Origin of the sequence: Psychrobacter sp. 5A.1 (genome assembly GCF_030407455.1) — a bacterium.
GTDB lineage: Bacteria > Pseudomonadota > Gammaproteobacteria > Pseudomonadales > Moraxellaceae > Psychrobacter.
Genome location: NZ_JASDDJ010000075.1, coordinates 1 through 14,349, shown reverse-complemented (window position 1 = coordinate 14,349; position 14,349 = coordinate 1). Strand labels below are relative to the sequence as shown.

At 42.0% G+C, this 14,349-nt stretch carries 11 protein-coding genes and 1 pseudogene; 8 read left to right on the top strand and 4 right to left on the bottom strand.

Annotated elements, in window-relative coordinates:
• A partial coding sequence (gene rnpA, locus QL982_RS12930; protein WP_290190375.1) for a ribonuclease P protein component occupies window positions 1-311 on the bottom strand: 311 nt, incomplete at its 3' end.
• A gap of 186 nt (window positions 312-497) precedes the next feature.
• Entirely contained in the window at window positions 498-632 is a 135-nt protein-coding gene (rpmH, locus tag QL982_RS12925; RefSeq protein ID WP_007394757.1) for a 50S ribosomal protein L34, read from the bottom strand.
• 590 nt (window positions 633-1,222) lie between these two features.
• On the opposite strand from rpmH, the gene dnaA reads away from it, so the two are divergent.
• The 6 genes from dnaA to QL982_RS12895 all read left to right on the top strand — a co-directional run bounded on the left by dnaA (window position 1,223) and on the right by QL982_RS12895 (window position 10,677).
• Window positions 1,223-2,668, top strand: a complete 1,446-nt coding sequence (dnaA, locus tag QL982_RS12920; protein ID WP_290164775.1) for a chromosomal replication initiator protein DnaA — start codon at window positions 1,223-1,225, stop codon at window positions 2,666-2,668.
• A 159-nt stretch (window positions 2,669-2,827) separates the two neighbouring features.
• Complete coding sequence (gene dnaN / locus QL982_RS12915; protein ID WP_290164774.1) at window positions 2,828-4,003, top strand: DNA polymerase III subunit beta; 1,176 nt, start codon at window positions 2,828-2,830, stop codon at window positions 4,001-4,003.
• 139 nt (window positions 4,004-4,142) lie between these two features.
• Window positions 4,143-5,354: a DNA replication and repair protein RecF gene (gene recF, locus QL982_RS12910; protein WP_290164773.1), complete on the top strand. Its 1,212-nt coding sequence runs from the start codon at window positions 4,143-4,145 to the stop codon at window positions 5,352-5,354.
• Window positions 5,355-5,860: 506 nt separating this feature from the next.
• Complete coding sequence (gene gyrB, locus QL982_RS12905) at window positions 5,861-8,470, top strand: DNA topoisomerase (ATP-hydrolyzing) subunit B (RefSeq protein WP_290190374.1); 2,610 nt, start codon at window positions 5,861-5,863, stop codon at window positions 8,468-8,470.
• A 103-nt stretch (window positions 8,471-8,573) separates the two neighbouring features.
• On the top strand, window positions 8,574-10,055 hold the full coding sequence (locus tag QL982_RS12900; protein WP_290164771.1) for a DUF6880 family protein: 1,482 nt from the start codon (window positions 8,574-8,576) through the stop codon (window positions 10,053-10,055).
• Window positions 10,048-10,677, top strand: a complete 630-nt coding sequence (locus tag QL982_RS12895; RefSeq protein ID WP_290164769.1) for a manganese efflux pump MntP family protein — start codon at window positions 10,048-10,050, stop codon at window positions 10,675-10,677. The genes QL982_RS12900 and QL982_RS12895 overlap by 8 nt, the downstream gene beginning before the upstream one ends.
• Window positions 10,678-10,889: 212 nt before the next feature.
• On the opposite strand, the gene rlmF is transcribed toward QL982_RS12895, so the two are convergent.
• A complete protein-coding gene (rlmF, locus tag QL982_RS12890; protein ID WP_290164777.1) occupies window positions 10,890-11,948 on the bottom strand; it encodes a 23S rRNA (adenine(1618)-N(6))-methyltransferase RlmF in 1,059 nt (352 codons plus the stop codon).
• 29 nt (window positions 11,949-11,977) lie between these two features.
• Window positions 11,978-12,688 (bottom strand): LysE family transporter, encoded by a 711-nt coding sequence (locus QL982_RS12885; protein WP_290164768.1) that lies wholly within the window; start codon window positions 12,686-12,688, stop codon window positions 11,978-11,980.
• 254 nt (window positions 12,689-12,942) lie between these two features.
• Between QL982_RS12885 and QL982_RS12880 the strand changes: the two genes are divergently transcribed.
• Window positions 12,943-13,743: a crotonase/enoyl-CoA hydratase family protein gene (locus tag QL982_RS12880; protein WP_290164767.1), complete on the top strand. Its 801-nt coding sequence runs from the start codon at window positions 12,943-12,945 to the stop codon at window positions 13,741-13,743.
• Between the two features lie 249 nt (window positions 13,744-13,992).
• Window positions 13,993-14,349, top strand: a pseudogene (locus tag QL982_RS12875) (hypothetical protein); the annotation flags it as partial.

Sequence of the window (14,349 nt, the reverse complement as noted above, 5' to 3'; positions counted from 1 at the left end):
ATATCTTTTATAGATCTTTTAATAATAAAAACAATGTCTTTATTTTCCATTTTAAAAGCTGTCGTACGAAATTGCTCACGTATGTGGCGTTTAATCAAATTTCGGGCGACAGCAGTAGGTACTTTTCGCTTAGTAATAGCCATACCAATCCGAGGCTTTTCATGGACATTGGTGCGTACGAATGCCATTAAATGGCTCTGATGAATCTTACGCTCAGGCGCGTCGAATACCTCACGGAAAGCTGCAGGAGTCAGCAGGCGCTGCTCCTTAACGAAACTGGCTGCTGGTGTGGCTGAAAGAGTATTGTGCATAGTACAACCTAGTATGATAGTAAATGACGATATTAGAAATAATAGCAAAATATAGAGACAAAAAAAGCGCCTATGTGGGCGCTTTTAATATATGGCTAAGTGTCAGTTGTGATGATTGACTATCGCAATCTATAAACAATAAGAACACAACAAGCACTATTAGCCATGCTTATCGCAATCTACTGATTATACAGTAAGACGATGACGTCCTTTAGCGCGGCGACGAGCTAAGACCTGACGGCCTTTTTTAGTAGCCATACGAGCACGGAAACCGTGAGTACGTTTACGTTTGATCACGCTTGGTTGGAATGTACGTTTCATAACTCACCTATCAAAATAATGGACTAAATTCGTAATAACGGAGGATTATACCATTCAGTACAGTTTTGGTCAATAAACTAATTTAGCTTGTTTCTAGGGATTTGATTTTTACTATGAGAGTGCTCGTTATTATCGATTCAGTCAGTCAGTTTTTTGCCAGTAGTTTACGTAGTTGATTATGAATAATTCTTGAAGTTATCCACAGTTTTTTGCAAACTCTATAATAATTATTAATTAATATATATAAGTATTGTTGTTATTGGGAGCCTATTTTTCTGTGGTTAACTTCAATTTTATGTTTACTGTCAATACATTAGGCTATGGGTAAGCCTGTGGATAACCTGTGGGTTAAATATGGATAACTCACTATTTAAAGTTATCAACAAAACTATCCACAGCTTTATCCCCAAAAAATGAGGTTTTATCCACAGGCCATCTGTGTTAGATTAGCGCCTACTTAATATGTGGCTTCGCATATCTCACCAATACGATTTTTGAGGTAAGTAATCACGGGCAATATTAATGATTGGGTGACAAGTTATACGGCTAAAAAACAACGATTATTTCAAATTATAGGGTTAGTATTTTTCATGATAGACACAGCAAATATTTGGGATAAATGTCTAAACGATTTGCGTTATAACGTCAAAGATAACGTTTTCACTATGTGGTTGAGGCCTTTATCAGCGCATCAGGAAGCGCAAACTCTAATCATTCTTGCTCCTAATGATTATTTTGTGACGTATATCAAAAAAAATCATCTACAAGATATTCAGCAGTTGGTTGCTAAGCACAGCCAAGGCAGTATTGAAGAGGTTATCGTACGTGTCGATAATGCTGGTCGTGATGTAGGCGATAGTAATCAAGCACAATTGGGCTCATTGTTCACCGAGGATAAGGCCTCCCCTCCCCCGTCTGAGCACAAATTTGAATCTATCCATCATAACAACTCGAAAGCAGATATCGATGCCAATACGCGTCATGCAGAATTGCTCGATTCTGTTGATACAAAGTCACTAAGTTATCTGAATCCAGATTTTACTTTTGAGACATTTGTCACTGGTAAGTCCAACAATCTGGCCTACAAGGCTTGTTACGAGCTTGGTAAGCGTCAATCAAAAAATCGCCACAATCCTTTATTTATATACGGGCCTTCTGGTTTGGGAAAAACGCATTTAATGCATTCTGTAGCACATCGCTATTTAAAAAATAATCAAAGCTTTTATTATTTCACTTCTGAAAAATTTATAAATCAATTGGTTTATTCTTTAAGAAATAATAAAATAGAAGATTTTAAAAAGAAAATCAAAAAAGTAGATTTATTAATTGTAGATGATATTCATGTATTAGCTGGAAAGACCAAAAGTAGTAATGAATTTTTAACATTGTTTGCAGATTTTACCAGTGGTGATAAACAGCTGATTTTGGCTTCTGATCGGCATCCATCGCAAATGACTGAGTTTGACGAGCGTTTTAGATCGAGATTCTCTTGGGGTTTGACCGTAGCAGTTGATCCACCTGAAATTGATACTCGTGTACAAATTTTGCAGAAAAAAGCGGCCTCCTACGGTATGGTATTGCCCAAAGAATGTGCGCTATTTATTGCACAAAATGTGGTGTCTAATGTCAGGCGTTTAGAAGGTGCTTTAAATCAAGTGTTCGCCAATGCCAATCTAACAGGTGCACAGATTACCCTTGAGATGGTGCAATACGCACTAAAAGACATCGTTGCGATGCGCGTACAAGCCGTTAATATGGATAATATTCGTAAAGTAGTTGCCGAATACTACGATGTCACGATTAAAGATATGATGGGTCGTAAGCGCACCCGCAGCATCGCCAGACCTCGTCAAATTGCGATGGCACTATCACGTGAATTGACTGGGGATAGCTTCCCTGAGATTGGCCAATCGTTCGGTGGACGTGACCACACAACGGTGATGCATGCTTGCGATAAAGTAAACGAGTTGAGGGCGGCAGATCCTGCGTTTGACAAGGACTATAAGACGCTGGCTTTGATGCTACAGGCGGGTTAGAAGCGGTTGTTATCACTATATTTTAGTCGGTAGATATGGTTTATAATACTGAACCTATAAGCGCACAGATGCTCTGTAGATTATAGTTAGCAGACAAGGTATTATTAAGCCATTACATCAAATTTTTATAAAAAATCATTTAAATAAGAGTAACTAAGCATGCAATTATCGATCAATCGAGAATCGTTACTGAAAGCTATCAACTTGATCGCCAAAGCCGCTGATAAACGTCACAATATGGTTATATTGGGTAATATTAAGCTACAGTTGTCAGAGTCTGAGCTTATATTGACAGCTTCAGATTTGGAAGTAGAGCTGACATCGACATTGAAATTGCCTGTTGGTGCTTGTGTTGAAGCAGGTACTACGACGCTACCTGCCACCAAACTAAAAGATATTTGTAAGTCACTACCTGCACAGGCACAAGTTAATCTGGCAACTCAAGCCAATGAGCGTTGTTTACTAACCAGTGGCAAAAGTCGTTTTACATTAGGTACATTGCCAGCCGAAGACTATCCAAGCTTGGGTAATCCCGAAAATATCACGCCATTGACCATCAGTCGCAATCGTCTTATCGATTTGATCCACAAGACCCAGTTTGCGATGGCGATTCAGGATGTCCGTTATTATCTAACTGGCATGCTATTTGATGTCTCACAGCAGCAATTGACGACGGTTGCAACTGATGGACATCGATTGGCCTTGGCGCGTAGTGTTATTGATGTGAGTGCTGATCTCAATATGCAGGCTATTTTGCCACGCAAAGCTGTCATTGAGCTTGAGCGTTTGGCTTCTGAGCTTGGCAAGATGATGGGTGATCAAGACAATCCAGTTACCTTGAGTTTTGGTCGTGAGTTTTTGCAAGTCAGCTTACCGTTCGGTGACGTTGATAGCGCAGGGCAGGTCAACCAAAGCTTGATGGTGACATTTACCGCGCGTTTGATTGATGGAAAATTCCCTGATTATCGCCGTGTCATGCCAAGCAATACTGATAAGTTGGCATTGTTCAGTCAAGAAAAAATGACCGATGTGCTACGTCGTGTCGCGATTTTGAGTAATGAAAAATCTCGCGGTGTGGTCTTTAATTTTGCCAGTGATGGCATGGTAGAAGTACGCGCCAATAATGCTGAGCAAGACGAAGCGGTGGAAATGATACAAGCCAAGTATCAAGGTGAGCCAATGGAGCTGTCGTTTAACGCGGCTTATTTACAAGATGTATTGGGCGTTATTCAAGGTGATTTGCAAATGCATATGAGCCAATCAAATGCATCCGTATTGGTTAACCAGCTGAATGATGAGTTCCATCAGTATGTCATTATGCCAATGCGTATATAGTGTGTTTTCCTTTAAAAAGACACAGCATTGACCCTCAATAACACATTTCAGAACGCTTTATTTTCAACATCAAAAATTGGTTTTTTATTGGACTTTTGCCTGCTAAAATAGCAGGCTTTAATGGACGGCTATCGATATTATGATTGAACGTCTACAAATATCACATCTGAGAAATCTCACTCAAATTAGCTTAGAGCCTGCTGCTTGCAACGTCATTATCGGTGCGAACGGTAGTGGAAAAACATCCTTACTCGAAGCGATATTTTTGCTATCCAGAGGCAAGAGCTTCCGTCATCACCAGCCCAAGCGCTATATTCAGCATCATAAAGACAGCACCACTGTATACGCTAGGCTTAATGATAGCCGTACTTTGGCCATTCAAAAGCAAGCAGATGCCACCACCATTCTGCGCCTCAATCAAACCACTGTCTACAATCAAAGCATTCTAACGGAACAGCTCCCTACGTTACTGATAGATCCTTCAACGATGGACATGTTAGAGCAGGGCAGTGCGAGCCGTCGCCAGCTGCTGGATTGGCTAGTGTTTCACATGAAACAGGGCTTTCATCCACAATGGATGGCTTATCAACGTCTATTAAAACAGCGCAATAGTTTACTAAAAACCACTCGGAATTTGACTCATGTTCAGTTGGCTGAGCTAAAATCATGGGATAAAGGGCTGAGTAATCATGCAGCGTTGATTCATCATTATCGTGAGCGAGTATTTACTGAGTGGCAGTCGTATTTTGCCGAGAGTATTATGCAGCTGCTGCCATCTTATGCAGAACAGTTGAGCTTAAGTTATAACGCTGGCTATGATACGAATACAGCACTTGATGTGCAGCTTAATGAGCGGTTGGAGCAGGATTTGCAATTGGGATATACCCGTATAGGCAATCATCGTGCTGATATTCATGTGCATTGGCGCTCTGATGAGGTCATAGATGACCAGACTGTAGGAATCAGTACCGCATATTCAGAGCAAGGTACTAAAACCAAACTGCCGACGCTAAAAGAGCAAGCCGCCAATGTCCTATCTCGCGGTGAAAAAAAACTATTAATCACGGCACTGCGCTTGTCACAACTGCCATTACTGCTCAATAATAATGAGAACTGTGCTTCATTTAATGACGACTTAACCTCGAGAGCAACCCCTGTGGTACTACTAGACGATATCACGGCAGAGCTTGATGATAGGGCGATAGAGATTTTATTATCGACTTTGTCACAGCTACCGTGTCAGGTATTTATGACCAGTCTGACAGAGGATATTGTGCCTCTAATCCATCGCTTGTGGCCAAAACCCAAACTGTTTCATGTGAAACAAGGCCAGACCTTTATCACTCCATAACGATTTTTTGCATGATGGTTTTTCTGCTTTCCTCATTACTTCGACGTTACTTCCATTCATCCATTCTATTTTCATAATATCCACTATCTCTAAAGGCTGGTTTTGTGGGCATAAAACGCTCAGTAAACAGTGACTTAGAGGCAAAAAAATGCTAAAATTAGGCTTTATTTTTGTCCTGTTCTCAGCAAGTTGTTTGATGACGTTATTTAGGCATTTTTTATGGCCTATGAATTTCTAAGTATTTGATAAATATATGTTTTGTTTGCTTTATTGGTTTTGATAATGTTTAAAAAAAAGAAGCCGATGTTAGAAAAATAAAGCGCTGACTTGAATCTCTTTTTAAGTGGCTATCAACGCTCAAGAATTTTTAGCTAATCGTATTTTAGCTGGTAATGTTTATCAAAGGTTTTGACTATAAAAGTTAAGTCTAAAATAACGTTATGAGGCGTCATCGTAGTGGTGCGCTAATAACAAACGGCTGATTATGGCTAGATTAAGGAATGCACATGAGTGATTCATTACCTACCGACCACGAGCAACTGACGTCAGACAGCATTGCTGAAACTACGGCACCAGCGGTGGTTCCTGAAAGTTTACCTTCTGATTATAGCTCCAAGGATATTCGTGTATTGCGCGGGTTAGAAGCGGTACGCGTACGCCCTGGCATGTACATCGGCGATACTGATGATGGTACGGGCTTACATCATATGGTCTTTGAGGTGGTGGATAACTCTATCGATGAGGCACTCGCGGGTCATTGTGATCAGATCGATATTATTATCCACGAAGATGAGTCCGTGAGTGTCATGGACAATGGACGCGGTGTGCCAGTTGATATCCATCCAGAAGAGGGTGTGTCAGCGGCGCAGGTGATCATGACCGTCTTGCATGCCGGTGGTAAGTTCGATGACAACAGCTATAAAGTGTCAGGTGGACTGCACGGTGTCGGTGTCTCAGTCGTTAACGCACTGTCTAAAAAGCTTGAGATGAATATCTGGCGCGAAGGCTATCACTACCATCAAACCTATACCGATGGTGTGCCTGATGCTGATATTCAGCAGATGGAGCCAACGAACAAAACAGGTACGCAAATTCGCTTTTATCCAAGTAGCGATGTGTTTACGGGAACCGTCTTTGAGTACGATATTTTAGCCAAACGTTTGCGTGAGCTATCATTCCTTAACTCAGGTGTGCGCATTGTATTGACTGATGAACGCATCGATAAGCGTCATGAGTTTGAGCACAAAGGCGGCTTGTTAGAGTTTGTCAGCTATATCAATGCAGGCAAAGACGGCGTCAATGAAGTGTTCCACTTTACCAGTGAGCAAGATGACGGCATCAGTGTCGAAGTAGCGCTACAGTGGACAGATACCTATAACGAAAAAGTATTGTGCTTCACCAACAATATCCCGCAGCGTGATGGTGGGACGCATCTATCAGGCTTCCGCTCAGCCCTAACGCGCGGTCTAAATAGCTATATGGATCGTGAAAATTTATTCAAAAAAGAAAAAGTGGTCGCAACAGGCGATGATGCCCGTGAAGGTTTGACCGCCATTGTCTCTGTGAAAGTGCCAGATCCAAAATTCTCAAGCCAGACCAAAGACAAGCTCGTCTCAAGCGAGGTAAAATCGGCTGTTGAGTCAGCGATGCACGATAAGTTCAATGACTATCTACTAGAGAACCCAAGTGCTGGTAAAGCCATTGCCAACAAGATTATCGATGCAGCCCGCGCTCGTGATGCGGCACGTAAAGCACGTGAGATGACACGTCGCAAGACCACTTTGGATATCGCAGGCTTGCCAGGTAAGCTGGCTGATTGCCAAGAAAAAGATCCTGTACTGTCAGAACTCTATATTGTGGAGGGTGACTCTGCAGGTGGTTCAGCCAAACAAGGCCGTAGCCGTAAAACCCAAGCTATTTTGCCGCTAAAAGGTAAAATCCTGAACGTTGAGCGTGCTCGTTTTGACAAAATGTTATCTTCTGCGGAAGTAGGCAACCTGATTACGGCGCTTGGCTGTGGCATTGGCCCTGATGAATATAATCCTGACAAAGTACGCTATCACAAAATCATCATTATGACCGATGCCGATGTTGATGGGTCGCACATTCGTACGTTGCTGTTGACTTTCTTCTTCCGTCAAACGCCTGAATTAATCGAGCGTGGTTATGTTTATATCGCTCAGCCGCCGCTATACAAAGTCAAAAAAGGTCGTCAAGAGCTATACCTAAAGGACGATGAGGCGCTTAAAGCGTATCTATTGTCGTCGACGATTGACAATACCAAGCTACATATCAGTGCTGATGCGCCTGCGATCACTGGTCAAGCGCTTGAAACACTACTGAATGACTATAACCAAACGCAGCTGATTAAAGCACGCTTGCAGATACGTTTTCCAGCAGTGATTTTGGACGCATTGACGCATACACCAAAGCTCAGCACTGACATGACTTATGATAAGTCTGCCATGCAGGATTGGAAAGTGGCGATGCAGACGAAACTTGACCATTTCGGTAGCGATCTAAGTCCTGAGATTGAACTGATTAATATCCATGCGCCTCAGCCAAAAAATATGGATGCGGCAGCGGCTGATCTATTGGGTATGAAACCAGAAGTAGTCGCTGAAGAAACCATCGATGGTGAAGCGTTATCTACCAAAGCACAGTGGCTACCACGTATCACGGTCTATGTGCATCAGTTGGCACATCATTACCTACTGGATGTCAGTTTCATCAATTCGGGCGAGTACAGCAAGCTGTTGCGCTTGTCTGCTGAATGGAACACGTTGCTTGAAAGTGATGCCTTTATTCGCCGTGAAGCAACTGCTGGTACGACGAAAGATATCCCAGTACGCGACTTCGATTATCTCTGGCAACAAATGATGGTTGATGCACGTCGTGGTCTAGCAATCCAGCGCTATAAAGGGCTGGGCGAGATGAATGCCGATCAGCTATGGGACACAACGATGGATCCTGAAAACCGTCGCATGCTACGTGTCACCATCGAAGATGCTATCGCTGCTGATCATATGTTCACTTGCCTAATGGGTGATCATGTTGAGCCGCGCCGTATCTTCATCGAAGAGAATGCGTTGACCGTTTCTAATCTAGATATTTAATATTTGAAATCAGCCTATTTATTCTATAAAGTCATCCTGCTAGCAGGGTGACTTTTTTGTGTTTCATGTGAAACATAAAAAGTAAAATAGTGAAGGGGGTATTATGCTAAACACAGAGCAAAAGAAGTATTTATCACAACTATCAAAAGCAGCCTTAGTTGATTTTGTCGCTGATGTGTATGGTGTAGACAAAATGTTGGATAAAAAAATTGAGCGTCTGCTATTACAATCTGATAAGCCTAAACTCATAAAAAAATTAACCACGTCAATCAAAGGACTCAAAAGAAGAAGAAAGTTCGTTGACTACTGGGAGTCTAGCGAATTTTCTACTGAGCTACAGCATTTAGCCAGTGATGTGATGAGTTTATATCCTGAGCAACCGCAAGAGTGCTTGGCGTTACTTGAGTTATTTATAGAATCTACTAATGCTAGCTTAGAACGTGCTGATGATTCGAACAATTATATTGGTGACGTGTATAGAAAGTTAACCTCGTCTTGGCTGACAGTGGCTAGCACTTGCTATGAGCAAGAAAAGCAGGACATACCTATTGATGAGCGCGATATACTCAGTCATGCTTGGGTAAAGAAAGTAAAAGCATTGGCGGACGATAATGATTATGGTACTAAGGATAATTTATTAGAAAACATTCATCAGCTGTTGTCTGAGCCTGAGATACGTGGATTGATCGCTGATTATCAACAAGCGCGTGAGAATGTTCAAACAAAAAAGGCAAATGAAGAGACGCTCAGTGAGCGTCAAAATAGTCCTCTGCACGATGATGTTTTTTCAATAAAATATGAAAAAATGGTGATTGAGATAGCCATAAAAAGTCTAGCAAGGGCGCTAGGTGATGTGGATTTTTTTGAAACGCTCTTTTTTGAGATGCAAGAGACTAGACCCGTTCATCCTCGAAGGTTAGAAGAGTTGCTAACATTCTTGCTAGATAAAAGGGCTTTTGATAAGGCGCTACACTACTTAAATGGAGAGTGGCAAAGTGATGGCTTGTTGGATAAGATCAGACGCTTAGATTGGTTGAGTCATCTATATCACATGCAAAAAAATACCGACGCGCTCATCGAAGTGCTCGGCGAGGCGTTTGAGCTACAGTCTTCTCCTGCACGGCTAAAAGCTATCATGTCAGTGGCCAGTCCTGCTCAGCAAGCTCAGTGGCGAAAAAGGGCTTATGAATTGGCTGATAAGCAAGAAAATGTGTCTCTGGCGGTATCATTGTTATTAGAGATAGGTGAGATAGCATTAGCAAATCAGGTAGCAGTTGCTCGTCATGCAGAGTTTGCTGATGTGCATTACACAACCTTGACGGAAATGCTTAAAGCATTACCAGAGGCTTGTTATCCATTACAAGTGATTATTTATCGCAGTTTATTAGACGATATCTTAGGCAGTGGCCGCAGCAAAGCTTACGGTCATGCAGCGAAATATTATAAAAAATTGATGCAATTAGATGTCACTCTTGCAAAAGACGATATTGGTTATGCTGGTCTTATTATGCATGAAGAATATGACGCAGTATTAACCAAAATGCATGGTAAAAAACGTAGTTTTTGGGAACGTGTGAATGATTGAAGTCGTATTACTTGCTATTGCGCTAGCCATGGATGCGTTCGCTGTTGCGATCGGGCTAGGCGCTAAATCACAAAAACAAAGTCACCAGTATGTGCTGCGTTTGGCCATTTATGCGGCTTTGTATTTTGGAATCGCACAGGGCGTAATGCCGCTTATAGGCTACTTATTAGGTGCAGCGCTATTGGGTTGGTTGGCAGCGGCTGCCCCTTGGATTGGGGGTATTATTCTTATCGCTCTCGGTGGAAAGATGCTTTACGAAGTATTTACTGCAGATGAAGAAGATGCTGTCGACAGTGCGCTTCACACAAACGGCGACGCTATAAATGCAGATAGTGAAGCAATGTCGGTGGTTCATCATGGCCATAAAACTGTCAATCATCGCACTATGTTTACGCTCGCCATCGCGACGAGTATTGATGCGATGGCGGCAGGATTTACACTTAATCTGTTAGAACTAAATGCATGGTTAGCCTGTTTAATAATAGCGTTAATCACTGCTGGATTTAGCTTGTTTGGTGTTTATTTGGGCTGGCGATCTGGTACGTGGTTAGAAGATAAAGCAGAAGCATTAGGTGGGTTGGTGCTTATTTTGATTGGGCTAAAGGTAATGTTTTTTAGTTAATATAGTCAAAGAATGACTAAATTGCTACGGCGTTACCCTCCTTAGATGTACGAATTGTACTATCTGCAGTCGGCTGCCTTGTATCTATTTTAGATTTCTTTGACTATCAGTTGTTTTCCAAATTTATTATTCTCAATAAAAAGCACCGCTCTAAAATTTAGAGCGGTGCTTTTTTGTTTCACGTGAAACTTAAATAGATAAGCTTCTAACGGTTATTCTTCGTCTGTATCAAAACGCCAAGCCAGTACACGGGTGCTCTTTTGACCCTGACTCATCTCGATAATACGCATTTGGGCGACATCAAGTTGCTTTAATAATAACTGTAATGGTTTCACGTTTTCAGATTTTGAGACTAGTGTCGTAAACCAACCAACATGCTCTGCAAAATCTTGGCTCTCTTTTGCCATTTTGGTCAAAAAGGCAATCTCGCCACCTTCACTCCATAGCTCTTTATGCTGACCACCGAAGTTTAGGTTTTGTGCAGCATTACCTGTCTTCGTTGAGCTACGGCTTATTTGCTCGTTTTCATTTTTGCCGCGATGTCTTTGCAAATTATGCTGCTTGCGGCTGTTAGATTCCATCGCTTCTTCTAATGAGGCATGGAATGGAGGGTTACAGACCACCACATCGAAGTAGTCTTGACGACCGATGATGCCTGCGAACATATGCTTAGGATTGGTTTGCAGTTTTACTTTTACGGCACCTTTTAGCTTTGGGTTGGCATCGCAAATAAGTGCAGCGGTATTGACCGAAATTGGATCAATATCGCTAGCAGTAAAGCGCCAACCATAGCTCTGGCTACCAATAATTGGATAGATGGCACTGGCACCCGTTCCAATATCTAAAGCGTGGATTTCTTTACCTGTCGGCGGTGTGTTATCCGCATTCACATGAGTGGTCTGCGCCAGCAAGTCCGCAATATAGTGAATATAATCAGCGCGTCCTGGGATAGGTGGGCACAAATAGCCTTCTGGAATGTCCCAAAACTTCACGCCATAATAATGGGCCAGTAGTGCCTGATTGAGGACACGTACGGCTTGGTGATCCGAGAAATTAATCGTCGGCTCGCCTTTAGGGTTGGTAATCGTATGCTTGGCAAGCTCAGGCAACGCGCGAGTCAATACAGCAAAGTCATAGCGACCCTGATGTGGGTTACGCGGATGTAGCTGACCGAGTTTTTTGGCGGTCGCCGGCGATCTGTTTCTGTGTGTACTATTTGCTGGAATACGGGTCATAGTGTGTGGCTTTGATGTTTGAATATAATCGACCATTTTAGCAGATTTCACGAGTAACGAATGTCTTATCGACTACGTAAAATCAGATTTAATCCCAATACTATCATCGCTGTACCCAATACGCGGTCTATCCAATGTTCAAAACGCTGAAAGCGGCGATGAATCGCAGGGATAGAAAGCAGCATCACGACGGTACTGAACCAAGCCATCTGTAAGACCATCATCCATACGCCATAAATAGCCAATTGCCACAGCGGTATGTCAGGTGACAATACGAGCGTGAATATAGCGACGAAATATACGGGCGCTTTTGGATTGAATACATTGCAAAAAAAGCCACGGCGCATGGTGGCAAACGTTGATTCTGTATCATTAGATGATTTTTGAAGGGAAGTAGGGTTATCGGACAGTGCAGTTTGATTGATAAACTTCTCTTGTGAAGTATCAGAGTTTGAGGCTATGTCCTCAATTGGCGTTGATGGCTTTTTGGGCTTGGCTTGGATGCCCTGCCAACCAAGATAAATCAGATAACCACCGCCCAACCATTTGATAGCTGTCAGTAGCGGCTGCGAATGCGCGATGACCGTCGCCAGTCCCAATACCGAATAGATAATATGTACGGCAAGACCCAAGGTGATACCGAGACTACAGATCAAGCCTGTGCGTCGACCTTTCGCCAACGTCTGCTGTGATACCAAGACAAAATCAGGACCAGGTGAGGCTGCAGCCAATAGATGAACGCTGGTGATGAGTAAAAAGCCGTGCCAAAATTCCATAAAATACTCTAAACAATACCTAGACCTGCATCATAGTTGCACTTATCGCAAATGAGGTCAAATTTTATCGATTTATGCTTTATTCGAGTCAGTTCTATTGCTTGTGTTATCGCGCGAGGGTGTCTATATTAAAAGTGGGTTTATCGACAAATTTCTACGAATGAAGTACCGAGATTCGACTATACCTATTGTATGACAACCTATTATATAACCACTCATTATATAACAATGATTATTTCAACAAGGACAGCACCATGACTACGGACAGCAACGCCACAGAAAACCGCATCACTTATAACACGCAAGGCCATGTTTGCCTTGTCGGGCTCAATCGCGCCAATAAACGCAACGCCTTTGACAGTCATATGATTGCCCAACTGTCTGATGCGATGACACGCTACGAGCAAGATGACAATTTACGCTGTGCATTGATATTTGCGCATGGTGATCACTTTACCGCTGGACTGGATTTGGTAGAGCTGCAAGACAAGCTAAGCGATGGCGTGTTTGAGTTTAATGATGATCAAATCGACCCGTGGGGCATCGGTGGAAAACTGCGCACCAAACCTGTGGTCGTAGCGGTCAAAGGCACTTGCTTTACGGTGGCTATCGAGCTGATGCTCAATAGTGATGTGGTCATCGCCAGTGACAACTGCAACTTTGCACAAATGGAAGTCCAGCGCGGTATCATGCCATTTGGCGGTGCGACGGTTCGTTTTGTAGCCGCTGCTGGCTGGCAAAAAGCCATGCCGTATCTACTCACGGGCAAAGCATTTGATGCGCAAACGGCTGATAGGCTGAATTTGGTCAGCGAAGTAGTAGCAAATGGGTCTGAATATGAGCGTGCATTGACGTTGGCGCAAGAGATCTGTAAAGCTGCGCCTTTGGGTGTGAGAGGGGCATTGTCTTCTGCGCAAGATGCCAGCCGTAATGGGGCAGCGACTGCATTGGCCAATATCCATAGTTATCTGCCGCCGCTGTTTCATTCAGAAGATGCAAAAGAAGGTGTGATGGCGATGGTTGAGAGACGTGAGGCTGAGTTTAAGGGGCGTTAGAATTGAACATTTAGACGATTCTTGAATAAATTGTGTAAGTTATAGATAGCTGTGATATCTGAGTAAAGTTGCTTATGTGAGTAGCATATTGACTAAATCATAGTATGTAGCTTTACTACATTAAAACCAGCTAGTCTATTTATTATTATATTTATAGTATATACGATATAATTGCTAGATCAGCAGGCTTGATGTTTAAGGTAAATAATGGTATGCGTGAAAAAAATATTCAGTTGTTCGGGAATTCAAATGTCTACAGATATTAATCAGCTTAGAGATTTATCAACAATTTTCACAAGAAGTGAAATACTTCGATTGTTGAAAAATGACTTTGGTTCAATTAATAAAAAATTAATGAAATATGATTTAATAGATAAAAAAAGAGGGAGTACATATTTAAAAATATTCAAAGAAGAGTATAAAAAACTTCAAAAGAATTATCAAAACGAATATATTGTAAAAAATGAATTTCTAAATCAGAGTTTGATAAAGCAGATTAGGGATAGAGATTCAGTGATATTTAATGAAATGAGACTCGGTAGTGCAATTGCTGATTTAGCTATTTTTAATGGAGTATCTAAAGTATTTGAAATAAAAACGATACTT

Bases quoted from the DNA above. Each gene is read 5' to 3' on its own strand.
- dnaN (WP_290164774.1), top strand. From the start codon at position 2,828: ATGCAATTATCGATCAATCGAGAATCGTTACTGAAAGCTATCAACTTG.
- QL982_RS12885 (WP_290164768.1), bottom strand. From the start codon at position 12,688: ATGGAATTTTGGCACGGCTTTTTACTCATCACCAGCGTTCATCTATTG.
- QL982_RS12900 (WP_290164771.1), top strand. From the start codon at position 8,574: ATGCTAAACACAGAGCAAAAGAAGTATTTATCACAACTATCAAAAGCA.
- rlmF (WP_290164777.1), bottom strand. From the start codon at position 11,948: ATGGTCGATTATATTCAAACATCAAAGCCACACACTATGACCCGTATT.
- dnaA (WP_290164775.1), top strand. From the start codon at position 1,223: ATGATAGACACAGCAAATATTTGGGATAAATGTCTAAACGATTTGCGT.
- QL982_RS12880 (WP_290164767.1), top strand. From the start codon at position 12,943: ATGACTACGGACAGCAACGCCACAGAAAACCGCATCACTTATAACACG.
- rpmH (WP_007394757.1), bottom strand. From the start codon at position 632: ATGAAACGTACATTCCAACCAAGCGTGATCAAACGTAAACGTACTCAC.
- recF (WP_290164773.1), top strand. From the start codon at position 4,143: ATGATTGAACGTCTACAAATATCACATCTGAGAAATCTCACTCAAATT.
- gyrB (WP_290190374.1), top strand. From the start codon at position 5,861: ATGAGTGATTCATTACCTACCGACCACGAGCAACTGACGTCAGACAGC.
- QL982_RS12895 (WP_290164769.1), top strand. From the start codon at position 10,048: ATGATTGAAGTCGTATTACTTGCTATTGCGCTAGCCATGGATGCGTTC.